The 24338-nt window shown below is 38.3% G+C and carries 25 protein-coding genes; 10 read left to right on the top strand and 15 right to left on the bottom strand.

Features of this window, described 5'->3' with window-relative positions:
* Positions 1-49 precede the first annotated feature (49 nt).
* The gene (locus MKY49_RS08155; protein WP_341385929.1) at positions 50-1954 is read right to left on the bottom strand and encodes an endonuclease MutS2; all 1905 of its coding nucleotides are present in this window, start codon (positions 1952-1954) and stop codon (positions 50-52) included.
* Between the two features lie 469 nt (positions 1955-2423).
* Here MKY49_RS08155 and MKY49_RS08150 point away from each other — a divergent pair, with 469 nt between their 5' ends.
* Positions 2424-2894, top strand: a complete 471-nt coding sequence (locus MKY49_RS08150) for a hypothetical protein (RefSeq protein WP_274796614.1) — start codon at positions 2424-2426, stop codon at positions 2892-2894.
* A 65-nt stretch (positions 2895-2959) separates the two neighbouring features.
* Here MKY49_RS08150 and rarD read toward each other — a convergent pair whose 3' ends face one another.
* The 8 genes from rarD to MKY49_RS08110 all read right to left on the bottom strand — a co-directional run bounded on the left by rarD (position 2960) and on the right by MKY49_RS08110 (position 9725).
* A complete protein-coding gene (gene rarD, locus MKY49_RS08145; protein ID WP_274796613.1) occupies positions 2960-3871 on the bottom strand; it encodes an EamA family transporter RarD in 912 nt (303 codons plus the stop codon).
* Positions 3872-4000: 129 nt separating this feature from the next.
* Positions 4001-4543, bottom strand: coding sequence for a hypothetical protein (locus tag MKY49_RS08140; protein ID WP_274796612.1), 543 nt, complete (start codon positions 4541-4543; stop codon positions 4001-4003).
* 203 nt (positions 4544-4746) lie between these two features.
* Complete coding sequence (locus MKY49_RS08135) at positions 4747-5916, bottom strand: toxic anion resistance protein (RefSeq protein ID WP_274796611.1); 1170 nt, start codon at positions 5914-5916, stop codon at positions 4747-4749.
* Positions 5917-6139: 223 nt separating this feature from the next.
* Entirely contained in the window at positions 6140-7390 is a 1251-nt protein-coding gene (locus MKY49_RS08130) for an ABC transporter permease (RefSeq protein WP_322610511.1), read from the bottom strand.
* A complete protein-coding gene (locus MKY49_RS08125) occupies positions 7368-8273 on the bottom strand; it encodes an ABC transporter ATP-binding protein (protein WP_341385927.1) in 906 nt (301 codons plus the stop codon). Before MKY49_RS08125 ends, MKY49_RS08130 begins: the two co-directional genes overlap by 23 nt.
* A gap of 14 nt (positions 8274-8287) precedes the next feature.
* On the bottom strand, positions 8288-8800 hold the full coding sequence (locus MKY49_RS08120) for a DUF2812 domain-containing protein (RefSeq protein WP_312507084.1): 513 nt from the start codon (positions 8798-8800) through the stop codon (positions 8288-8290).
* Positions 8801-8872: 72 nt separating this feature from the next.
* Positions 8873-9409, bottom strand: a complete 537-nt coding sequence (locus MKY49_RS08115) for a DUF2812 domain-containing protein (protein ID WP_341385926.1) — start codon at positions 9407-9409, stop codon at positions 8873-8875.
* 1 nt (position 9410) lies between these two features.
* Positions 9411-9725, bottom strand: coding sequence for a PadR family transcriptional regulator (locus MKY49_RS08110; protein ID WP_274796606.1), 315 nt, complete (start codon positions 9723-9725; stop codon positions 9411-9413).
* A gap of 177 nt (positions 9726-9902) precedes the next feature.
* Here MKY49_RS08110 and MKY49_RS08105 point away from each other — a divergent pair, with 177 nt between their 5' ends.
* Both MKY49_RS08105 and MKY49_RS08100 read left to right on the top strand, forming a co-directional pair.
* A complete protein-coding gene (locus tag MKY49_RS08105; RefSeq protein ID WP_274797295.1) occupies positions 9903-10490 on the top strand; it encodes a TetR/AcrR family transcriptional regulator in 588 nt (195 codons plus the stop codon).
* 56 nt (positions 10491-10546) lie between these two features.
* Positions 10547-11722 carry a YhgE/Pip domain-containing protein gene (locus MKY49_RS08100; RefSeq protein ID WP_312507085.1) on the top strand — a complete coding sequence of 392 codons (1176 nt, stop codon included), beginning with the start codon at positions 10547-10549 and terminating at the stop codon, positions 11720-11722.
* A gap of 630 nt (positions 11723-12352) precedes the next feature.
* Here MKY49_RS08100 and MKY49_RS08095 read toward each other — a convergent pair.
* A complete protein-coding gene (locus MKY49_RS08095; RefSeq protein ID WP_274796603.1) occupies positions 12353-12484 on the bottom strand; it encodes a hypothetical protein in 132 nt (43 codons plus the stop codon).
* Between the two features lie 73 nt (positions 12485-12557).
* The gene (locus MKY49_RS08090) at positions 12558-13139 is read right to left on the bottom strand and encodes a TetR/AcrR family transcriptional regulator (protein ID WP_274796602.1); all 582 of its coding nucleotides are present in this window, start codon (positions 13137-13139) and stop codon (positions 12558-12560) included.
* A gap of 152 nt (positions 13140-13291) precedes the next feature.
* Here MKY49_RS08090 and MKY49_RS08085 point away from each other — a divergent pair, with 152 nt between their 5' ends.
* A complete protein-coding gene (locus MKY49_RS08085; RefSeq protein WP_274796601.1) occupies positions 13292-14050 on the top strand; it encodes an SDR family oxidoreductase in 759 nt (252 codons plus the stop codon).
* 53 nt (positions 14051-14103) lie between these two features.
* Here the strand turns inward: MKY49_RS08085 and brnQ are convergent, their stop codons facing one another.
* Together brnQ and MKY49_RS08075 are read right to left on the bottom strand one after the other, a co-directional pair.
* Positions 14104-15444: a branched-chain amino acid transport system II carrier protein gene (brnQ, locus tag MKY49_RS08080; RefSeq protein ID WP_274796600.1), complete on the bottom strand. Its 1341-nt coding sequence runs from the start codon at positions 15442-15444 to the stop codon at positions 14104-14106.
* A 186-nt stretch (positions 15445-15630) separates the two neighbouring features.
* A complete protein-coding gene (locus MKY49_RS08075; protein ID WP_274796599.1) occupies positions 15631-16383 on the bottom strand; it encodes an alpha/beta hydrolase in 753 nt (250 codons plus the stop codon).
* Positions 16384-16668: 285 nt separating this feature from the next.
* On the opposite strand from MKY49_RS08075, the gene MKY49_RS08070 reads away from it, so the two are divergent.
* The gene (locus MKY49_RS08070; RefSeq protein ID WP_274796598.1) at positions 16669-17550 is read left to right on the top strand and encodes a LysR family transcriptional regulator; all 882 of its coding nucleotides are present in this window, start codon (positions 16669-16671) and stop codon (positions 17548-17550) included.
* 34 nt (positions 17551-17584) lie between these two features.
* On the opposite strand, the gene MKY49_RS08065 is transcribed toward MKY49_RS08070, so the two are convergent.
* On the bottom strand, positions 17585-18373 hold the full coding sequence (locus MKY49_RS08065) for a DUF1835 domain-containing protein (RefSeq protein ID WP_341385925.1): 789 nt from the start codon (positions 18371-18373) through the stop codon (positions 17585-17587).
* 12 nt (positions 18374-18385) lie between these two features.
* Positions 18386-19009, bottom strand: a complete 624-nt coding sequence (locus MKY49_RS08060; RefSeq protein WP_274796596.1) for a LysE family translocator — start codon at positions 19007-19009, stop codon at positions 18386-18388.
* Positions 19010-19221: 212 nt separating this feature from the next.
* On the opposite strand from MKY49_RS08060, the gene MKY49_RS08055 reads away from it, so the two are divergent.
* The 5 genes from MKY49_RS08055 (at position 19222) to MKY49_RS08035 (ending at position 24286) form a co-directional block, all read left to right on the top strand.
* Complete coding sequence (locus tag MKY49_RS08055; protein WP_274796595.1) at positions 19222-19605, top strand: sodium:proton antiporter; 384 nt, start codon at positions 19222-19224, stop codon at positions 19603-19605.
* A gap of 421 nt (positions 19606-20026) precedes the next feature.
* A complete protein-coding gene (gene proB / locus MKY49_RS08050; protein ID WP_341385924.1) occupies positions 20027-21121 on the top strand; it encodes a glutamate 5-kinase in 1095 nt (364 codons plus the stop codon).
* A gap of 13 nt (positions 21122-21134) precedes the next feature.
* Complete coding sequence (locus MKY49_RS08045; protein ID WP_341385923.1) at positions 21135-22385, top strand: glutamate-5-semialdehyde dehydrogenase; 1251 nt, start codon at positions 21135-21137, stop codon at positions 22383-22385.
* A 54-nt stretch (positions 22386-22439) separates the two neighbouring features.
* Positions 22440-23324, top strand: a complete 885-nt coding sequence (locus MKY49_RS08040; protein WP_274796592.1) for a DMT family transporter — start codon at positions 22440-22442, stop codon at positions 23322-23324.
* Entirely contained in the window at positions 23324-24286 is a 963-nt protein-coding gene (locus MKY49_RS08035; protein ID WP_341385922.1) for a carbohydrate kinase family protein, read from the top strand. Before MKY49_RS08040 ends, MKY49_RS08035 begins: the two co-directional genes overlap by 1 nt.
* Positions 24287-24338: the final 52 nt, after the last annotated feature.

Genomic DNA, 24338 nt, shown 5'->3' with positions numbered 1-24338 from the left:
TTTTTCTAATTGGAAAGTTCACTTATGCCCCAGTCTCTCAACTAAGTTATTAGTTCAATTTATCTTTTCTAATATCCTTTTGTATTTTACGTAATGCTTTTTTGGACCCTCGCTCGATATCGTGCTGAAGCTTGCGTGCTTGATAATCAACAAATAATGTCTCTAAATCATATCCCTCGGGGTATAATTCTGTTGCAGGTAGTTCTAAGGCAAGTCGCTTAACATTTACCTCTAGTATTTGCCCCTTATAGAAGACGCTGACATTATTGTAAGGATCCATTTCTTCGTATACGAGCCCTATATCATCATAATCCAGTAATTTCACGCGGTCCCCTTTTGCATAGGCATATACTGTTGTCGCTTTTGCTTTCTCTATCTTTGGCTTACGGATTTTACTGTCTTGAACAAGTGTTAGCTGATAATCCTTGTTATTCATATAATCCTTTGCTCTTTGTAAAACTGTTTCACGGACATTCATTTTTTTAGAAATCCAAAGGGCATTACTTTCTCCTGATGTGCCAATCATTAATTGATACAAAGGCTCTAGTGTTTCACTATTAAAGCGCATCGCTGCATTCATAAAATCAGGGTGCATTTCTGAAAATCGTTTAATTTCGCCATAATGTGTTGTTGCAACGGTCATACAGCCCATCTGATAAAACTCTTCTAAAATAGCTATTGCTAACGCTGCTCCTTCATTTGGCTCTGTACCACTGCCAATTTCATCGAACAGTAAAAGTGTATGATTATTCGCCGCCCTCATAATATCGGAAAGGTTTTTCATATGGGAAGAAAACGTACTAAGAGCATTTTCTAAGCTTTGATTATCACCAATATCCACAAAGATATGATCGAATAGTGCCATCTCGGTTCCCTTCTCTGCTACGATATGAAAGCCTGACATGGTCGCTAACGTTAATAAGCCAATTGTTTTCAAGACAACGGTTTTCCCACCAGCATTTGGCCCCGTAATAATTAAGCTACGATAATCTTGACCGATGGTAAAGTGTAGGGGCACGGCATTAGCTGGTAATAACGGATGCTTGCCATTTACTATGTTAATATAACCATAATCATTTAAACGTGGCTCCATACCACCAATTTGTCTGCTGAATTTTGCTTTGGCAAAGACCATATCATATTGACTAATCAACTCCATGTTAATCTGAATGGCATGAAGATGTTCCATTAAAAGTCCTGATAAAGTGGCTAAAATCTGATACTCCTCCACCGCTTCCTCTGCCTTTAAGGTAGCCAATTCTACATTCAATTTAGCAACTACACTCGGCTCCATAAAAACAGTTGCACCTTTTGAGGAAATCTCTACTACGGTACCCTGTACATGATTTTTGTAGGAAGCCTTTATTGGAATCGTATATCGATCATCCTTTTGGCTAATAAAGAATTCCTGAATATAGGGTTTGTTAGCACTGTTATTCAAAAATTTTGTTAAGCGTTCTTTAATTTTTTCTTCGGTCGTGTCCATATGATGACGAATACGCTTTAATTCTCGACTAGCAGCTGAATCCACACGATTGGCTTTTATCGCAAAATTAATTTCCTCCTCCACACTTTTAAACTCTGCCATTGAATGGGCGTAAGATGAAAGAACTGGTGCAAAAAATTCCTTATCCAACATGAATTTTTTGATATTGCGACAGCCTCTTAAAAAGTCTGACATACTAACTAGCTCACTTGGATCTAATATCATCCCTTTCGCAAGTTTGGTCATGATATGCTCAATATTGGAGACACCTAAAAAAGGTACATGGCCTTCTGCATCTAAAATTGCGCGCGCCTCTGTCGTTTCATTCAAACGAGTTTTCACAACCGCTAGGCTTGAGCTTGGCATTAATTTATCTAATAGCTGTTTTCCTAAACCGCTAACACAGTAGGATTTAACGATATCCTTTAATTCATGGTATTGTAACTTTTCTAGAGTAGTAAAATTCATTTTTTCATGCTCCTCATTGTAATGTTTGATCATACATGAAGATACCTACCCAATATTAGATAGCAATGATGTGTTAATAAAATAAAAAGCTGTGAGGAATCCCCACAGCTTAATCTTTAAAAGGCGAGCTTTTACGGCACCACAAATAAAACCTCTTGTTACTTGAAGGTTCATCGATAGTACGCCACGCTTGATAAAGTATTGTAGGTATCTACATAGGTTTTGAAATAAATCCATGACTAAAAAAGGGGTGTGTGCATGACATAAATCCCCTGTCGCCATAGCCTTATTTCATTCAATTTTACCTAGTTAGAACCTACCGCACTCACAAAAAGCACCTCGCATTAGTTTTCATTGTTATCTAATTATTGACATTATCTTACTACATGTTGTCAAAAAAGTAAAGGTGTTCATATAGGAAAGGGATTCTTCTAATTTTTGTCGAATATCACTATGAAGGAGTGACCAAATGCGCAAAAAAACCATTCATACCATTTTTAGCTTTATGCTCATCTTCAGTTTATGGATTCCTACAGCCTTTGCCTCTTCATCATTAATTGGAGAAAGAAACACAATAGGCTTTCATTATACGGTATTGCAAGAAAACGATCACTTTAGGTGGGAGATTACCAACAAAGACAGTCAAAAAACCATTGTGGAGAGCCCTAACAATATGGGGATATTAGGACAGTTTAGGGAAGCGGTAAACGACATACATTCAACATTGATCACCCTGATTATTTCGCTCATTATTATCATTATCGCTGCCGTTATTTGTTTGCAATTCTTTAGAAGGCAAAAGCATGAGCTGAGAAATCCTGCATCTTTCATATTTGCGATTCTATTCGTCATAGCGATAGTGATCGTTTTCAACCAAACACATGGTCTTCACCTAGCCATTCAAGAAGCCACATATATTTTTGACAGCATTCCTAGTTAAAACTAATATTTTAAAATTAATTACTTGATATCCTTATTCTAAAATAAAAAGACCTGTAGAAAATTCTACAAGTCTAGTGATTTATGATGGGCTTTTCTTGTTTCAATAATTTTAGAACCAGAGAATAGCAGTAAAGCCGCCCAAATAATACTAAATGCTAAAAGCTCTACCTGACTGAATGGCTCTTTGTATAGCACAATGCCTAAAACCAAGACAATGGTTGGCGATACATATTGAATAAAGCCTAGTAAATATAAAGGTATATTTTGTGCACCCTTGGCAAATAAAATAAGCGGTATTGCTGTAACTAACCCACTGAAAATCATTAAAATATCTGTTTTTACATCGACATGTAAAAATGAAGCTTGATGTGTTGTAAACAGATAAACATAATAGCCTAATGCAAAGGGTAAAATCAACAATGTTTCAATGGCTAAGCCCCTTGTGGCATCTAATTTGATTTTCTTTTTTAGTACACCGTAAATAGCAAAGGACAGTGCGATCAGCAATGCTACCCATGGCACAGATCCGTAATTGATTGTTAAAATAATGACAGCAATAAAAGCGATCCCCGTCGCTATCCATTGTGCACGACTTAGCGATTCTTTAAAGAATATTACCCCAAAAATAACCGATAACAGTGGATTAATATAATAACCTAAGCTTGTTTCAATTAAATGATTATGGGTTACTGCCCAAATATACAAATACCAGTTCATTGAAATGACAAAGGATGCACCTGCAAGCTGCCAGAAAAGCTTTTGATGGGACCATAAATATTTTAAATCTGCAAGGAGATCCTTACGCATTCGAAATACGATAACAGCTAGTACCGTAAAGACAAAAGACCAAATAACACGTGATAATAAAATCTCCATACTCGGTACGTGTTCAAGTAGTTTCCAATATAGAGGGAAAGCTCCCCAAAAGGCATAGGCTAAAAAGGCTGCCAGTACCCCTTTTTTCTCATTTGACATGACCACTAACGCTCCTACTCTTTTTGAAATCGATAGACGACCTCACATAATATTAAACTAGTTAAAGAATAGACTCATTATAGGACTTTGAGTAGCAACTGTAAATGCCAAATTTCTAGTGACTTGCTATCACCGTTCACCTTGCTGTTCCGCTTCGAGCTCAGAAATATATTTACGCACTGTACTATAGCTAATATCTGGATTGATTTGACGCTTGATGCGAATATGGATTTCTTTAATCCCTACCCCTTGCTCACGCATATCTCGAATCATCGACTTAAGAGGACCTGTCAGTGATTCTCTTGACAGCGCTGTATACTTACTTAATTCTATTAGCAGCTCTGTATTTTGTTGACGGAGCACCTTCATCTCTTCTACCACGCAATTGTATTCCGTCACCTTTTTTTGGAGGACCATGTTTTGCTGCTTGACCTTTTGCATTTCTTCTGTAAGCTGTGCATTTTGTTTTTTTAACATTTTTCGTTCTCGTTCTAAACTATGCTGTTTATGATCCAAATCTGTATGCATAGCATTGTACAGCTCTTCCATATGCAACAGCTCCAGATAACGGCTTTGCGGCACAATCATTAAATTCTCAGTCGTGTAGAGAGCTAGTGTTCCATCTTGATTAGGCTCATACGAAAATGCAGAGGACTTTATTTTATTCCCCATTACTTCTTCACTCCCCCACGAACTAATTTATCTATTCGTATTGCTTTGTGTATCATCTATCCGCTTCCTTTTTCACTTGATAATCATTCTCATTTATTTTTATGATAATCAGTATTTCTGTTTTTGTCAAAGAACAATTACCAAGAGCTCTTTTTTCCAAATCAAAAGCTTCTTGCAACAACTTGAGCAAGAAGCTTTTGATTTTACATTTTTTTCAGTTTTTCATATTCTAATTGCAAACGCTCAATACGTTTACGACCCTCTTCACGATTTCTTGCCGTTTCTGCTTGGATTTGCTTCGTTTCTTGAATACCAGACATAATCGTTTGCCATGTTGTTTCGATAGTTTCGATTTTAATGCTTGGGCTACCTGCTTGACGCGCGATATTTACACTGTTTTTACTAATATTTTCAGCATTACGAACAAGCATTTCGTTCGTACGACGGTCTAGCTCACTCATGGAGTCAGAAATTAGCTTTTGTCGTTTTAATGTGACTGCGTGAATCAAGCCCTGTTTAAAAATTGGAATTGTCGTCACGAAGGCAGAGTTAATTTTGGCAATTAAATGGTTATTACCTTGCTGCATTAAACGAATTTGAGGTGCAGATTGGAATGATACTTGTTGTGCCATTTCTAAATCATAGCGACGTTGCTCTAATAATTCCACAGCACGTAGCATTGTTTCGTATTCCATCGCTGCTAATTGATCGCCCGTTTGAGCTTTTTGTTCAAGTGCTGGTAATGCTGCACGAACCTCTTCAATTTTTACCTCAATCGCTGCAACAAATTTACTTAATGATTGGAAGTAATTTAAGTTTTGTTCATACAAATTTTCAAGGTCGATCGTATTGCGCTTCATTTCTCCCTCGTATTTTTGAATTTCGCGGTAAATGACATCCACTTCTTTGTTCATGCTGTCATATTTAGATAAAAACTTTTCCAATTGCTCTTTCCCTTTATTAAAGAGCTTTGAGATAAAGCCACCCTTTTTCTCATCAGCAAAATCTTGTGGATCAAATTTATCCATAATTTTATTAAGATTATTTAATAGTACACTTGATTCCTCAAGCTTACTGGATTTCATCGTCGCTAGCATTTTATCTGAAAAAGTAGAAATGCCATTGGCTGTTTCTTTACCAAGCTCAAGCATAGCAATTTGATCTTTAACATCAATTTTTTGTGCAAGTGCATGAATCTCTGGATCTTTCTTTAGCATCAGCTGATTTTGTGCAATTTGCGATAACTCCTGCTCCGACACAAGCACTGGCTTTTGTTCAGGCTCTTGTTGCAAAAGTGGATTTGGTTGTAATAAAGGATTTTCTGAAGCGAATGGGTCCTTGGATTTTAAAAGATCGTTGTTAAATTCAGACATACGTTTTACCCCCTGCAATTTATCTCTACTAATTATTTACGATTACCATCTAAAAAAGTTTCATTTCCGGTTCATGACAAACTCATTTTCGTGCTCTTTTTTAAATTATAGCTTCTTTCGATCCAAAATTCGACTGATTCCGTAAATTCCTTTACATTGTTTACTAACAATGGCATCAAACAACCAAAAAAGCAGCTACATCTATCACGTAGCTGCTTTGAACTTATGTTGTTACCTTTAAAACCGTTTTAATTTTTTGAATTACTCCACCTGAGCTATATGTCAGCACACTTCGTTTATAGAAGGATAAACTAAATAGATACACGACAATTATCGTTACAATTAAAATCCCTAATGATAGTAGCGGTACAATACTGCCGATATCTGTAGCACCAATTCGCATCGGCATGATCATTCCAGAAGTTAATGGAATATAGGAGAAAATTTTAATAATTAACGTATCTGGATTACCCATTCCTGTAAGCATAACGTAGAAGCCGATCATCGTAATAATCATAGCAGGCATTAACACTTGACCCGCTTCCTCTACCTTCGATACTAGTGAACCAAATAATGCGCCAATGATTAGATACAGAATAACCGTTAACAGTAAAAATACGATGGCATAGATAACATAGCCAACAGATAATTCTTTGATGATGCTAGCAGCCGCATCCCAAACCATTCCGTCTTTGACAAACTTCGAATAGATCAGAAACACTACTGCAATAATCCCCATTTGCGTTAACGCAAGTAATAATACCCCTGCAATTTTTGCCTTAAAATGTGTGGCTGGCTTCACACTAACTAAAAGCATTTCCATTGCTCGTGAGCCTTTTTCAGAAGCAATTTCCGTCGTAATCATCGAAAGGAATGTAGAAATAAAGAAATAGATTAATATACCCACTGCATAGGAAACTACTAACCCAGATTGCTTCTCTTCTTCACTTTTACCACCAGCTGATTCTTCATTTAAATTTTTGGTAGTAATAGCCGTTTGTGCACCCATAATTTGTGCCGCTTGTTCTGGTGATAAAGATAATTGCTGAACGGCAAAATGCTGACCAGCATACTGCAATAAAGAAGATAATGCTGACTGATCGTTTAATTTTAGTGGTGTAAACGTAGCGATTTCTGCATGTAGTTGGCCACCTTGATCGTTAATTGTCACAATGGCATCTAGCTTACCATCTTTAACCCTTTTTTCTAGTGCTGATACATCTTTTTCATCCTGAATAAAGGCCATATCTCCATTGGAAACAAAGATTCCACTTAAATCAGCGGATGTCTCATTAACAATGGCAATTTGCTGGGCTTCATCATCACCTGTAAATAGCTCCTTAATATCAGACCAAAATACAGCTACAGACATGACAACAACATATAAGCAAGTCATTAAAATAAATGATTTTGATTTAATTTTTGATTTGTATAATTGCTTCATTAACAAATTAAACTTCGACAATATGGCCACCTACTTTATCTTTAAATATTTCATCTAACGATAAATAATCTAAGCTGAACTTTTCAATATACTTCCCATCTGACAACTGCTCAAAAATACTTTGGGCAAAGCTTTCGTCTACTAGTGTTAGGACTGTTTGTTCCTTCTCAACACGTACATCCTTGACTCCATCGAGTGCCAATAACTGTGTCGTTGACCAATCCGTGCGAACAGCAAGCTTTGTTTTTCCATATTGTTTCTTTAAATCTAGTAAGCTACCAGAAAATAAAGACACACCTCGTTTTAATAAGCACAAATGATCGCAAAGCTCCTCCACATTATCCATTTGGTGACTGGAGAACAGAATGGTCGTACCCTGCTCTTTTAAAAATAAAATAGCATCCTTTAGTAAATCCTTATTGACTGGATCTAGACCACTGAACGGTTCATCTAAAATTAAAAACTCAGGTTTATGGATAAAACTTGCAATAAGCTGAACCTTTTGTTGATTCCCCTTTGACAAGGTTTCTGCCTTATCTTTGCGTTTTTCACCAAGCTCAAAGCGTTGAATCCAAAAATCAATTTCCTTTTTTAGCTCTGCTCTTTTCATGCCTCGTAACTCACCAAAAAAGTAAAGCTGCTCCTCTACCTTCATCGTTGGGAAAATACCCCGCTCCTCAGGTAAATAACCAAGGACATCGCGGTTAATGGCATTAACTGGCTTGCCGTTCCAAGTAATTGTCCCTGCCGTTGTTTCCTGTAAATCTAAAATCATTCGGAATGTTGTCGTCTTCCCTGCGCCGTTTTGACCAATAAGACCAAAAATTTCACCCTTTTCAATGGTAAAATTTAAATCATCCACAGCAGTAAACTCTTTGTATTTCTTCGTGACATGCTGTAACTGTAAAGTCATGTTGTAAATCCTCCTTATCCTTCAAATATATGTAAGTTTTGTTTCAAACCCTTTTTACGTTTTTCATTTTTCGATACGGATATAAGTACCATTATAGAAACGATCACATTCAGGCAACCTACACTAGAGTTGATTACGCTTCCGATCGAAAGATTATACATTCCCGCCAGTACATTAAACAGCAACAATAGTATAAAAATGCGATTCATCGATTTGATATAGTTAATTTTCGAAGTTGCATCAGTAAATATTTCAAAGGGTCCCTCTGATTGTAGCTTTCGATAGTAGGCCCAACCACCGAATTTGCTTACACATTCAATATTCATCATGTTTAGAAACTCAAAATAATCCTTTGATTTCCTATTAACGAATTCATTTCGATAAAAATATTGACCTGGCGTTCCTTTTTCAAACACAAAGTAGCCTACCATTGTTTTCTTTAAATTCCACCCCCGATCTGCCATATCATTAACCCATCGTTCTTCCTTTTCGTAATCAATAAAAAAACGATACACTCTTTTTTTCATCTAGCCTCACCCTTACAATAAAGTTTCCTTTTTCAATATTTTCTGATTTCCCAGAAAATAATGATCAATCCATTAATCCGAAAACACATTTAATTCTCTCTTTAATCGATTGCGTAAACGTATTAGCTTAATTAATGGAAAAGAGAATAACACAACGACAATTAGATTTAGCATATTCATCGTGAAACCAACCCAATCCATTGTGCGTTCGGAAAAATCCCCAGTCAAACCAGTTATGCCGATGAGTAAATAAAGTAGAATAAGAGAAAGCAAGACAGTCATCTTTTTTGACAGAGTGCCTAGTTTCGTTTTTTTATCTGTATACAGCTCAAATGGACCCTCCTGTGCCGCTTTTCTAAAAAATACAAAATTGCCAGAGCGATCTACTTGCTCAATGCCAGAGGATTTCAGAAATTCGAGATAATCCTCTTCATAGTGAGTGCCAAATCTTTCTAATTCATCATGGCGATAAATATAGCTACCTGACTCTCCACGTTCAAACGTAAAACGAATCCATGTGAATTTTTTCAAATGCCAGCCCTTACAAGCCATATCATTGACCCACTTCTCAATTGCATAGGGATTAATCATCAATCGATATTTATGCATATTATTCAACTCCTCTCGTTATACGGATACCATTGTCAAAAAGTTCCCTTAATCTCAAAATTTCATAGTCAACAACCGATTTCCCAGTTTCAGTAATGATATACTCCTTCTTTCTTCCATCCTCATCAAGAGCCTCTATCCAGCCTCGTTCCAGCAATGTTTTAATCGCTCCATAAATAGTTCCAGCCCCTAAACGCACACGCCCATTGCTCAATTCTTCCACTAATTGCATAATGCCATAACCATGTCTAACCTCATATAAAGCTAATAAAATATAATAAACGCCTTCTGTTAATGGCGGATGCTCCTGTGTCATACAAATCCCCCTCTATATCGCCCATCAATATATCGCCAGTCGATATAAAAAATATATCAGCAGTCGATATAATTGTCAATGCTTATATTACCTGTTATTTCCTATAGTCCAACCATTTTGTTGCAGAACATCATACGCTATGTTAGTATGTAAGTGATTACTTGCATGAAAGGAAGTATGTTTTTGACAACGAAGGGAACGGCAGAACGAATAATCGAAGCTGCACTACAATTGATTAGTGAAAAGGGCTATACAGCTGCAACTACCAAAACCATTGCAGAATTAGCAGGTGTCAACGAAGTCACTCTTTTCCGCCATTTCGGCAACAAGCGTGGTTTATTAAAAGCCATTATTGAACAATTTTCTTATTATCCACTTTTACAACAGGAGATTAATCAAAATGTCACATGGGAATTAGAAAAAGATTTATTCAACTTCTCACTGAAACATTTCCAGTTTTTAATGTCGATTAAAGACTTTGTAATGATTGGCTTTAAGGAGTCCATTCAGTTCCCTGAAATTAGTGAGGAAATTGCGAATATTCCCCTTCTGATTAAGAAGGAGCTTATTCACTACTTTCAAGAAATGCATCAGCGAGGGAAAATAAGAGAATTGGATTTTGAAGCAGCTGCATTATCGCTCATTGCCCTAAATTTTGGTCATTTTATGTCACGTGCTCGACTTGGCACTATTGTGTCTGACATACCAACCGAAGAACTTTTACAGACAAGTGTTTCGATTTTTTCTAGGGGACTCGTTTCCTAGAAAAAATTTTTCCTATCAATGCAAGTAAGTACTTACTTAATTCAGGGGGTAATAAAATGAAAGGTTTACAAACATTATTGCGCGTTCGTGAAACCTATATAGGCATTGTCGCTACTATTGCCTTTCAATTAATTTTCTTTACTATTTGGATGACAGCGTATGATGGTGTCAATGAAAGAGCCGAGCAATTAACCATCGGCATTGTCTCAGAGGATACCGCCTTGGGGCAACAGCTAGCACAGAATATCAAAGAGTCTAGTCCTTTTGCCATAGAGGACTATTCGTCAATGGAGCATGCTGAGCAAGCATTAAACGAACGACAAATTAATATGATACTGCACATTCCAGTAGATTTTACGAAGCAACTTGAAGCAGGAAAAGAAGCGGAAATTATTTACGCTATTAACCAAGCCAATGCAAGCGTGGCGAAAAACATGATGGAGGGTGTAGCAAAGCAAATGACTGAAGAAATGAATCAAGCCCTTTATCCAATGCAACAAAATCAGGCAATCGAGGTCTTTTCTCAACAATTTGCAAAGCTTCCTTTTGAGCAAAATACTGCACAGCAAATTACCGCGTCCGTCAAGACAACCGTTATGACTGTCAAAGACCATGCAATCGAGAGTACTATTGTTAAAACCAATAACGCGAAAGGCTTTGCGGCAAACTTTGTACCACTTATGGTGATCATTTCATCCTTTGTCGGTGCTATGGTGATGATTATGCAACACCAGCAAGCTGCCCAAATTGTTCGAGAAAGTCTATCCAAATGGCAATTATTTTTAGCAAGACAGCTACTCAATGTGACCGTAGCCTTTACCCTACCATTGCTAACAATTGCCTTAATGCAGGTCTTTGATATTACTAGCAACGAAAGCTTTCTCTCTATCTACTTCTTTCAATCTATCATGTATTTAGCTTTCCTTTGTCTAGCACAAGTTTTTGTTATTCTCTTTGGTAACGTTGGGATGGTCTTTAATATTTGCGCCCTCTCCCTCCAACTCGTAACATCAGGCGTACTCGTCCCCAAAAATATGCTCTCTGACTGGTACAACAATGTCGCCGCCATGCTACCCGCTACTTACGGAGCTGATGGCTACTATACCATTATATTTGGCGGAAGTGCCGACAATTTACTACAAAACAGCAGCTCCTTAGGCATCATCATCCTTGTGACAATGACCCTTGCAACAGTAGTAGTCGCCTTAAAGCCCACGCCACCAGCTCAATAAATTAATACACGCTGGACCAGATACTCTGTGGTTCAGCGTTTTATTATGGCGGGCCTATTGATTTCGGGGTTCTACGCTGCTCTTTGAGGTGCCTATCCAGCACTATAGCAAGGTTTATCCGCCGCTTGTTGCGGTTTATCCACTACTTTTCTGGCTCTAACCGTCACTTTTCCTGCTCTATCCGTCACTTTGCAAGATTTATCCGCCACTTTCTCTGTCCTATTCGCTTCTTTCCTCTCTATCCTTCACTTGGCGCGGTCTATCCGTCACTTTGCAAGATTTATCCACCGCTTTCTCTTTTCTATCCGTTTCTTCTCTCTCTATCCTTCACTCGGCGCGGTCTATCCTCCACTTTCCCTTCTCTATCCGTCACTTTGTAAGATTTATCCGCCACTTTCCTTTTTCTATCCACTTCTTCTCTCTCTATCCGTCACTTTACTCGTTCTATCTATCACTTTCCCCACTCTATCCATCACTTTGCATGGTCTATCCGTCACTTTGTAGGATTTATCCGCCGCTTTCTCTTTTCTATCAATTTCTTTTCTCTCTATCCATCACTTTACCGTTCTATACATCACTTTCCCTGATCTATCCGTCACTTTGCAAGATTTATCCGCCACTTTCTCTGTCCTATCCGCTTCTTTCCTCTCTATCCTTCACTTTGCGTGGTCTATCCTCCGCTTTTCCTTCTCTATCCTCCACTTTTCCTTCTCTATCCATCACTTTGTGCGGTTTATCCGCCACTTTCTCTTTTCTATCCACTTATTCTCTCTCTATCCATCACTTTACGTGGTCTATCCTCCGCTTTTCCTCTCTATCCATCAATTGGCGCAGTCTACCCACCACTTCTTACATTCCTTAAGATTGCCGCAAGCTGCTGATTTAACATGGTCACACTATCTGTAAAATCGCCTCGGTACCACTGGATGATTAGGCCGATGATTGCATTTGCTTGATAGGCGCTATAATAATCAATGGAAATATGATCGGCCATTTGATGTTCATGATGATGTGTAATATCCCGCTTGAGCAGAGAATATATGCCGTCAAAAAGCATGTAATAGTATGTTAACGGGACATTTTTAGAAAACACAATGCGATAAAACATTTTAAAGCGTTCAATATGATGAAAGATTCGAATGGTATTTGGATCGAGTTGATCGGTATCCAAGGTGGTTACTGCCCGATATGGTTCTTCATAGGATTGATATAAGTCCTCCATGATCTCCTGAAAGTATTCTTCAAAGAGTCCTTCTTTTTGCTCGTAATGTAAATAGAAGGTGCCTCTATTCACCTTAGCCTCTCTACATATTTCAGCGATAGAAATTTGTTCCAACGGTTTTTGACTGAGCAATGTTAATAAGGCTTCATGCAAGGCTTGCTTTGTTTTTATAATTCGTAAATCCGTTGTGCTCATTTTTTCAGCTCCTTACTAAACAGTTTTTACAAAAGTGTTGATTACTCAACACATCATGATTTTTTGCATATTGAAATCGCTTTCAAGTTTATTATATGATTTTAATGAACAGATGTTCAATATCTAAGGAAGACAATGAGGAGGTTTTTGAGATGAGATTAGAAGGTAAAGTAGCTATAGTAACAGGTGCAGCTTCAGGTATGGGGAAAGCCATCGCTGAAGGGTATGCAAAAGAAGGAGCTAAGGTTGTTGTTTCAGACTTAAATTTAGACGGTGCCCAAGCGGTTGTGGATGGTATTCAAGCGGCTGGAGGTACAGCATTTGCCATTCAAACAAATGTCGCATCAACAGAAGACTTACAGCGTTTATTTGATGAAACGAAACAAAACTATGGTCAATTAGATATTTTAGTAAACAATGCAGGGATCATGGATGGGATGGAGCCTGTTGGTGAAATTTCCGATGAACGATGGGATAAAGTATTTGCGGTAAATACAACAGCTGTGATGCGCTCGATGCGTATGGCGACAGACATTTTCCTTGCGCAAGGACACGGTGTCTTTGTCAATAATATTTCTGCGGGTGGCTTATATGGGGCACGTGCAGGTGCTGCCTATACAGCTTCAAAACATGCCGTTGTTGGATTAACAAAAAACACAGCGTTTATGTATGCTGATAAAAATATTCGCTGCAATGGTATTGCGCCTGGAGCAGTCATGACGAATATCGCCTCTTCAATGACCAATATGAGCCAAACTGGTGCAGCACGCCAAGCACTTGGTCTATCGATTAATCCGCGTGCTGGTCAACCAGAAGAAATTGCTCAATTAGCTATTTTCCTTGGATCAGACGAGGCAAGCTTTGTGAATGGACAAGTCATTGCAGTAGATGGTGGCTGGACAGCTTACTAAACAAGCAAAAAGCACGCACAGTAAAAATTATTTTCTGTGCGTGCTTTTATTCATTATAGTACTTTTCTTGATGGAAACAGACTTCCAATTATAGCACCAATAATCGCTGGTAGTATCCACCCTAAGCCAATATCATAAAAAGGTAGAATCGTTGAATAGGCCTTTTCTACAGCATCTAAGACACCTAACTTTGCGCCTGGTACACTTTCAATTAATGCTTTATAACCATCAATCAAACTAATGAAAAATGTAAAAATCATCGCAATGGCATATACCGTTTGCTTATTTTTAAAGAATGATGAGCTAAGTGCCAGCAAAATTAAGACAATCGCTAATGGGTACAGGAACATTAAAACGGGGATAGCAAATTGAATAATATTGTTTAAGCCAAAGTTTGCAATCGTAAAGGACACAACACATAATAAAAATACAAACCATTTATAGCTGATTTTTGGAAACACTTGATGGAAAAATTCACTACATGAAGTAATTAAACCAATACTCGTTTTTAAACATGCAAGAACAATGATAACAGCTAATAAAATGGCCCCAAATGAGCCGAAATAGTGATCCGCTACTGCGGCAAAAATTAAACCGCCATTCTCAAAAGTGCCTACTGCTCCAATGCTGGAAGCGCCCATAAATGTGATTAATCCGTAAATTAGCATCATTAAAGCCATCGCAAATATTCCTGAAGTCCAGGTAGCCTTCGCTATCTGCTTTCGATCCGTAATTCCTGCACTTTTAATCGCATTGATGACAACAATCCCAAAGGCTAATGATGCTAAGGCATCCATTGTATTATAGCCCTCTTTAAAGCCTGTCATAAAGGCATTATCTATATAATCACCGATTGGCTGCTGGAAGTGCCCCATCGGTTTCACAATGCTTGTAATAATCAAAATAAATAAGACAACTAAAAAAGCAGGTGTTAAATATTTCCCAATATAATCCATAATTTTCGCTGGATTTAAAGAAAAATAGTAAACAACAGCAAAAAATAGAAAGCTAAATACGGCTAATAGCAATGTTGCATGCTGAGCTTCAATATATGGCTCAAAGCCTACCACAAATGGTACGGTTGCTGTACGTGGTATCGCAAAAAATGGCCCAATGGTTAAATAGAGCGCCAAAGAAAATACGATACCAAAAACAGGATGGACACGGCTCGCTAAATCCCGTAAGCCATTACTTCCTGATAAACCAATGGCTAAAATTCCGAGGAATGGCAGCCCGATGGCAGTGACTAAAAACCCGATTAATCCAAACCAAAAATTGGTCCCTGCTAATTGCCCCATTTGAATTGGGAAAATAAGGTTCCCTGCACCGAAATACAGTCCAAATAACATAGTTCCAATGACTGCATAGGTTGAGAAAGGTATTTTTTGTTGCATAATTGATGTACTCCTTAGATGTTTTAGACTATAGCAAATTATTTTAATCGAATGATTTTTCACTACAATTCCATCATGTTATCAAGCATTTATTATAATTACAATAGTTTTTTCATGATCTAGATGAAAGCTTCATTAATTAGTTAATTCCACAAAAAAAGAGCTGCCTGCTGACAGCCCTTCTCCTTAATTTGCAACTGACCATTCAATATGATCTAAAAATTTATAGACATCTTCATAAACTTTTTCACGTTCTTTATCTAACGTAATAATATGACCTGAATTTTCATACCAAATGATTTCTTTATCATCTGTTTCTACGGTATTTAAAATGAATGGTGCACTTTCTTGGTAAAGCTCATCGTCTAATGAACCTTGTAGTACTAGTGTTGGTGCTTTAATAGTGGATAATTCCTCACGTGTTTCAGTCGTTAAACGTGTTACGCCATCTAAAGAATCTTTTGGGGTAATACGTAACTCATGTAATTCTGAAATAATTTGATCTTTTGATTTATTTTCAAAGTGTTTATATAATCGAGCATAGTGGTACAAACGTGTAAATAAGCCTTTTGAGTTATCACGTGTTATTGGTGCACACATCGCAACACATGCCTTCACTGGGAATGTCTCTGCAACTTTTAGTGAGAAGACGCCACCAAGTGAAATCCCAACAACTGCGATTTCTTCATAGCCTTTCTTTTGTAGGAAGTTATAACCTTCCACGACATCGTTCCACCAGTCTTCTGGTTTAGTTTCTAATAAAGCTTCTGGTTCTACGCCATGCCCACTATAGATTGGTGCATGAACGGTATAACCACGTTGAGATAAGAATTCTCCTAGTTTTTTCACATCTTTTGTGCTACCTGTGAATCCATGCAGTAATAGTACGGCTTTTTTGCCTCCCTCAATTGTTAGAGGTTGTGGCTTTGTTAACTTCATTTTATGATATCCCCTTCACGGAAATTTATAATTGTGTATTTTATGTGTCTATCTTATCACCCTTTATTCATAATGTACAATTTATAGTTTTTATCAAATCAATGTGTATTGTGCATGAATGATGTCAGGTTAATGGCTGTACTATCACACTTTCTACTATTTAACTTTCCGATTCTTCTATTTAAAGGCAATGTCCTTTTAAAAATTTTTTGAACCCTATACTTCCAGACTGTTTCCCGTTATAATGCAGATAACTTAAAAATAACGAGAAAAGAGGTGAAAAAAATGGAGTGGCAACAATTAGAATATTTTGTAACGGTTGCAAAGTTAGAGCATATGACACGAGCTGCCGAGGCATTAGCGATTTCACAGCCAGCACTTAGTCGTTCTATATCAAAGCTGGAAGAAGAATTAGGTGTACCGCTTTTCGACAGACAAGGGCGCTCAATCATGCTAAACCGATATGGTGAACTATTTTTATATCGCGTACAACGCATGCGTAAAGAATATGAAAAGGCTGTTTTAGAATTACAAGAGCTGAATAATCCAGAGCTTGGGGACGTATCACTTGGTTTTTTACATACGCTAGGAACGAGTATCGTACCAGATTTGATTCGCGCTTTTCGTCAGAAACACCCCCATATCCGTTTTCATTTCACGCAAAACTATTCCCATTCACAATTAAAGCAATTGCTGGCTGGTGAGTTAGATCTTTGCTTATTGGCTGCCATAGATACAGAGCCTCCCGTTTGCTGGAAAGAGCTGTGGCGTGATGAGCTCTTTATTATGGTGCCTATTGACCATCCACTAGCTCATCGCAAAAGCATTAAAATGAAGGAACTGGAGCATGAAAATTTTGTGCTCATGAAAAAGGGCTATGCTCTTCGCCGTTCTGCTGACCGCTTATTAAACGCGGCCGGCATAAAGCCTAAAATTTCTTATGAAGGCGATGAAGTATCTACCATTGCAGGTTTTGTTGGGGCTGGTCTCGGCGTTTCCTTACTACCAGATGATGAGGATTTAAATCCGAAGAAGATCGTTAAAATCCATGTTGAGGATATGGTATGTGAACGTATTATTGGCATGGCTTGGATTGACAATCGCTATTTGCCTCCATCAGCACGCCAATTTAAACAGTTTGTCTTCGATTTTTATGAAAAAAAATAAAAAGATCAGGGCTTTGGCTGCCCTGATCTTTTTATTAGCGTAATTTTACCTGATATGAAAAAATATCCGTTGTATCACCTTGCATCTCAAATAATCCTTGTTCGACGAGTGTTCGTAAGCGATACATTAGAAAATCATTCCCTATATAATGATTAACTGTTCCAGCTGTCTGAGCTAAAATTTGCGTCGGCATCAGCCATTCTTCCTTGTGCTGTAACTGCAGATTCTTTGCACTGGCGATAATGTATGCGTCCAGTGCCTCTTCCTCTACATGCTCCAGTTTATTTTTCCATAGTCGTAGTGTACTTGGCTGTCCTTTTATGTCTTCCCATTCTTTGGCAAGTTGTTGACATTCTTGAGTAGAAAATCGTTTTGCAACAGTGCGAAGCTTCATAAGCATGTCTGAGGAAAGCTCACCTGTCTGACGAATAGTAATATTTGGTTGAATACGTTGCATGCCCTCTGTGGCATCAATTCCATAGACCATACTACTTTTATGAACAAACTCACTCATCACATAGCGCAGTCCAATTTGTTCATGGGCATTATGACTATACCAAACCCAAACATCCACATCACTTGGTAACGTTTCGATTTTCCCCTTCCAGTTTTCATAGATATCATTGTATAATTGCTGGTCATCATCGTCCAACATATGCGTCTCTAACCAATGTTTGCGTTCTTCAAAGCTTTGAAGAGGTCCAATCGAGAAGTCATCATGGACACTTAGAACTGATTCATCACGCTGCAAACGATGTTGGCGTATGGCAAGCTTCAAGGAACCCTGAGTTGCTAAGCTAAAGGTAATATGTAAAATAGCCATGATCATTCCTCCCTATTGTTTACTAATAGCTATTTGTATCCCAATAAAAGTGAAGAGAATACCTTGAATCATATTTAATCGTTTTGCAATCACAGGCTGACCAATAATCACATTTCTAACCTTCCCTGCAAACAAACTAAATAAGATAAATAATACCAATGCTTGAACTAAAAATACTATACCCAAAATAAGCATTTGCAACGCAACATGTCCTTGTGAAGGATGAACAAACTGAGGTAGGAGCGCTAGGAAAAATAGCGATACTTTTGGATTTAAAATATTCATTAAAATCCCTTTTTTATACAACTTAACATAGGCTTGTACATTTTGCTGCTGCAAAGAAAATGGATCTCCTTTTGCACGAAATGATTGCCAAGCTAGATATAATAAATATGCTGCTCCTGCAAATTTTACAATAGAGAAAATAATAGTCGATTGATAAATAATCGCAGAGATACCGAGTACCGCTGCACTAATATGAACAAGAAGTCCCGTACATAATCCAAGTGATGTGGCAATACCAGCTTTTTTATCTTGTGTAATACTTTGCGCAAGCACAAACAAATTATCTGGCCCTGGCATTATCGTTAAAATAATCGCTGCACCTAAAAATGCGAATAACGTTGAAATTTCCACTACTTTCACTTCCTTCAACTTCTTTGAAAAACTATTTACATTATACTACACGACATTATTTTCACTAGATATAAGTTTATGTCTTTATTTAAATTTTTTCACGAACTTTAGCTTCACAAATTATGCTCGTTCAGACAATACTTTTCTCTCCTAATACATTATAATAGTAGAAACTCATGATTTTACAGATAATTTTCATAAGAGGTGATTGTATGGCAGTAAGTGATATTGTTACGCAATACGAGGATGAGCACGGGCAGGTTTATTATAAAATGACATCACATGACATTGAGGTTAAGGCTACACAAAACTCAGGACTAGCTCCCATTATTACCTATTGGATGGGAGAAAAAGACATAACGGATTCCATACGAAATTTGCGTTTCAGTCCACGTCCCCCATCTAGCTATATACAAGATTACGAAGAATTTCAAGCAATGCTTTATTCGAAGGAGCAGTATGCCATTAACCAGCTCTATGAACAAATGAGCATCAAGCCAAAAAATATGTCCTCCGGGAAACAAATCGTATGGAGTTTCTTTGTGATTGTTTTGGCCATGCTGCCACTTTTCATCGCTATTTGGTGGTTTAAATAATCGATTAGGTTCCTTTTTTATCACTTTTGCTCTTCACCCTCTTAACTTTTCAAAACTTTCAAGTAATTTGTCAATTCAACTTGACAGACCTTTGCAAGTAGTGCATCCTTTAGTCAATAGTTGAAAACAGTATGATGACAAAACGAATGAAGACTAGTAGTTAGTAACTCTTGTGAAGAGAGCAATGCCCATTGGCTGCAAGGCATTGTACAAGAAAGACTGATGAACCTACTTCGTGAAACGTCCTAGCCAAACTAGGCGCAGTCTCTAGCGTTATGAGAAAAGTGGAATGTCGCATGATATTCAATGTAGGTGGTACCACGGAAGGCAAGTCTTTTCGTCCTAATTTTTAGGATGAAAAGGCTTTTTTTTATCTTGATGTAATATGCAGGAACGAACGTATTCAACTGGAGGTTGTGTGATGGAGAGAAAAAGAATTGTTGTTAAAATTGGCAGTAGCTCTTTAACGAACACAAAAGGTGAAATCGATAAAGTTCGCTTAATGGATCACGTACAGGCAATCGCCGAATTAAAGAAACAGGGACATGAAGTTTTACTTGTCTCATCAGGTGCCGTCGCTGCGGGTTTTAAACAACTTGGCTACCCAGCTCGTCCTGTGACGGTGAAAGGTAAGCAGGCAGCGGCAGCGGTAGGGCAAAGTCTACTTATTCAAACGTACAGTGCTTTATTTAGTATCTATGACATTATGCCTGCACAGATTTTACTGACTCGCACAGACTTTTCTAAAAAAGAATGCTATAAAAATGCTTACGCGACGTTCGAGGAATTATTAGAACGCTCAATGTTACCTATCATTAATGAAAACGATACCGTATCTATTAGCGAATTAACTTTTGGTGATAATGATATGCTATCCGCTTTAGTAAGTGGTCTGGTCCATGCAGATCAACTCATTATTTTAACCGATATTAATGGCTTATATAACGCTAATCCCGCTAAAAATCCACAGGCTGAGCGCATTGATAAGTTAACAACAATTACAGATGATTTGCTTCGCTTTGCAGATGGTACAGGATCAAAGGTTGGCACGGGTGGCATGGCTTCCAAGCTATTAGCAGCTCGAACTGCTTTACGTGCAGGTGTTAGGGTGTTTATTGGAACCGGTCATGGTGTTCAAAAACTTGTGGATATTTTAGCTGGTCATGGCGATGGAACCTATGTCGGTCATGATGAGCTTGCAGTGCTAACGAATCATAAACAGTGGATTGCACTTACGGAAGTTTCTGGTAAAATTTTTATAGATAATGGTGCTGAGCGAGCGTTAATGGACAATGGCAAAAGCCTTTTACCTGCCGGGGTGTACCGTGTAGAAGGAGATTTTATCAATGGTGACGTGGTCGAAGTCTATAGTGAAAATGGTTTATTAGGACGTGGTGAGGTGTTGTACTCATCTCAAGAGCTAGCTGTTGCAATGGGAAAACGGACAGATACATTGGTGAATTGTCCTAACGAGGTCATTCACAGAGATAAATGGCTGAAAATTCAAACGAATTAAGGAGGAATGAAAAATGACAAGTGAAATTCAAGAAAAAGGTCGTCTTGCAAAGGCCGCTAGTTACACGTTAAATAATAAAACTACCTGCGAAAAAAATGAGGCTTTGACAAAAATTGCCGAACAGCTTCTTATCGATCAGCCTATTATCCTAGCTGAAAATGCTAAGGATTTGGCACTTGGTGAGCAACAAGGCATGCCCGCTTCTACATTGGACCGTATTATGCTTAATGAGGAGCGCATAGTGGCAATGGCAGATGCCATTCATTTGCTCGTCTCCTTAAACGATCCAGTAGGTACCATTGTGGAACGTATTGAGAAAGATAATGGGCTACGCATTGAAAAGCGAATTGTGCCACTCGGCGTTATTGGCATGATTTATGAGGCTCGCCCAAATGTCACAGTCGATGCAGCAACACTTTCTTTGAAAACGGGTAATGCTGTCATATTGCGCGGGAGCTCCTCCGCTAAAAGTTCAAATATGGCTCTTGTCGCAAGTATCCATCGTGCACTTGCCAAAACAGCCATGCCAACGGATGCGGTGCAATTAATTGAGGATACGCGTCGGGAAACAGCTAAAGAACTATTTCATTTAAAAGAGTACTTAGATGTACTCATTCCTCGTGGCGGCAAAGCGCTTATTGATTTAGTTGTTAATGAAGCGTCTGTCCCTGTCCTTGAAACAGGTGCAGGTAACTGTCACATTTATGTGGATCAAATGGCAGATTACATAAAAGCGGAAACCATTTGTCTGAATGCTAAAACACAGCGGCCCTCTGTCTGTAATGCAGCAGAAAGCTTACTGATCCACCCTACTTGGTTTAAGGCACACGGTGTTCAGCTTTTATCGTCTCTGTACGAAGCAGGTGTGACAATCATCGGTGATGAACAAGTGTGTCAGTCATTTAAGGACGCTCTTCCAGCTACGACAGATGACTATGCGACAGAGTACCTTGATTTAAAATTAAGTGTTAAGTTAGTCGAAAACGTCTATGAAGCGATTAAGCATATCCATCAATTTGGAACGAATCATTCTGAAGCTATTATTACGGAAGATTCATTGGTCGCAGAAACATTTTTAAACAATGTCGATGCAGCAGCGGTTTATCACAATGCCTCTACCCGCTTCACAGACGGCTTTGAATTTGGCTATGGCGCAGAAATTGGTATCAGTACGCAAAAGCTACATGCTCGTGGACCAATGGGCTTACCTGCCTTAACATCAACAAAATATTTTATTCATGGCAACGGTCAAATTCGAGAATAGCTATAACTCTCTTCCCTAGTTATAGATTGATAAAAAATAGAAAGAAGGTTTCGTATGAACATTTCAGCAATCATTAAATTAACTGTATCGATGGCTCTTTTTGGCTCCATTGGCTTTTTTACCGTTCATACTGGTGTTCCGGCTACAGAGCTTGTCTTTGTTAGATGCATTTGCGCAACCCTCTTTCTAGGAGGTATGTGGCTGATCACAGGTGGACATAAATCAGAGGTGTGGGATAAAAAAGAAATTCTTCAAACGATTATTTGCGGTGTCTTTATTGTTTTAAACTGGGTATTTTTATTTAAAGCCTTTGAAGAAATGTCAATTTCGATTGCAATTTCGATTTATAATTTAGCTCCTATTTTTGTTTTAATATTAGGCGCGATTTTTTTAAAGGAAAAGATGACTATTCAAGCGCTAGTGGCAACCATCACTTGCTTTATTGGTAGTATTTTTATTATTGGCTTACAGAATTTTGTGTCGTTCTCGGAGTTTATGCAATCGGGCTTTGTGTGGGCCTTACTTTCAGCTGTCTTTTATGCCCTCACCATGTTAACAAGCAAAACGATTACCAAGCTAAGCTCCTATGCATTAACTTATATTCAAACAACGGTTGGAATCGTCATGCTGCTGCCTTTCATTGATTTTGCACTCTTTGATGGCTTAACCTCAACGAATTGGTTTTATATTTTAGGCACAGGCTTTATTCATACTGGATTTGTTTATTATTTATTTTTTGATAGTATTCGTAGTCTTTCTACCATTCTTGTATCTGTATTAGTATTCGTCGACCCTGTTGTCGCGATTTTACTTGATATGCTGCTGCTTGATTTTATGCCAAGCATTGTGCAAACGATGGGCATTTTATTAATTTTCGGTGGTATTTTTTATACAATTTATGTTCCAAAGAAAAAGCGACTGCCACAGGAGGTCTCATAATGGGCAAACTCTTCACGATAGGAGAATTATTAATTGATTTTACACCAACACAGCAGCGAGGCTCTCTTACCGATATCGAGCACTTTACGAAACATGCCGGTGGAGCTCCTGCAAATGTAGCGGCGGTTTGTGGCAAACTGGGCCTGCAGGCTGCTCTGCTAACACAGGTGGGCCTGGATGCCTTTGGTGATTTCCTGATAAAAACATTACAGCAAGCAGGTGTAGATACTCAATTTATTCGTCAAACAACGGAGGGAGAAACAAGCCTTGCTTTTGTATCTTTAAATGAACAAGGGGATCGTGACTTTCAATTTTATCGCCGACATGCTGCGGACTTATTATACAAACAAGAATACCTCCCCTCACAGCTTTTAACTGCGAAGGATATTGTGCATTTTTGTTCTGTGAATCTTGTGGAAAGTCCTATGAAGAAAGCCCACCTTGCTTTTCTTGAACAGGCACATCAAGTGGGTAGCCTCGTTTCCTTTGACCCGAATGTGCGCCTACCTTTATGGCAGGATGAATCAGCTTGTCGTGAAACCATTTTAGCCTTCTTACCTCAAGCGCATCTGGTGAAGCTTTCAGCGGAGGAGCTTTTATTTCTAACCGCCATAGAGGATGAACAGAGGGCGGTCCTTCAATTATTCAATGGATATATAGCTGTCATCATTATTACACATGGTGCTGCCGGGGCCACATTATATACGAAAAATCTTCATGTTAAAGTTCCCGCTGACAAGGTGCAAGCCATTGATACAACGGGAGCAGGTGATGCTTTTATTGGCGCTATTCTAAGTCAATTCCTTCAACATCAACTAGAGGTAGAGGGGTTAGTGGCTTACTGTGAACTGGAGGCGACGTCCCTGCTATCTTTCGCAAACCGCTATGCAGGCTTATCAACTACGAAGCACGGGGCAATACCGTCTTATCCGGCACTACCACTGGAATTAAAAGTAGATTAACTCGAAACTTTACATCCCCTTTTTCGTATGTATTAGAGACAAGTCAATCTAA

The organism is Lysinibacillus sp. FSL M8-0134, assembly GCF_038069745.1.
GTDB classification, from domain to species: Bacteria; Bacillota; Bacilli; order Bacillales_A; family Planococcaceae; genus Lysinibacillus; species Lysinibacillus irui.
The sequence above is the reverse complement of the archived record's forward strand: the minus strand, read 5'-3'. Positions and strand labels throughout refer to the sequence as shown.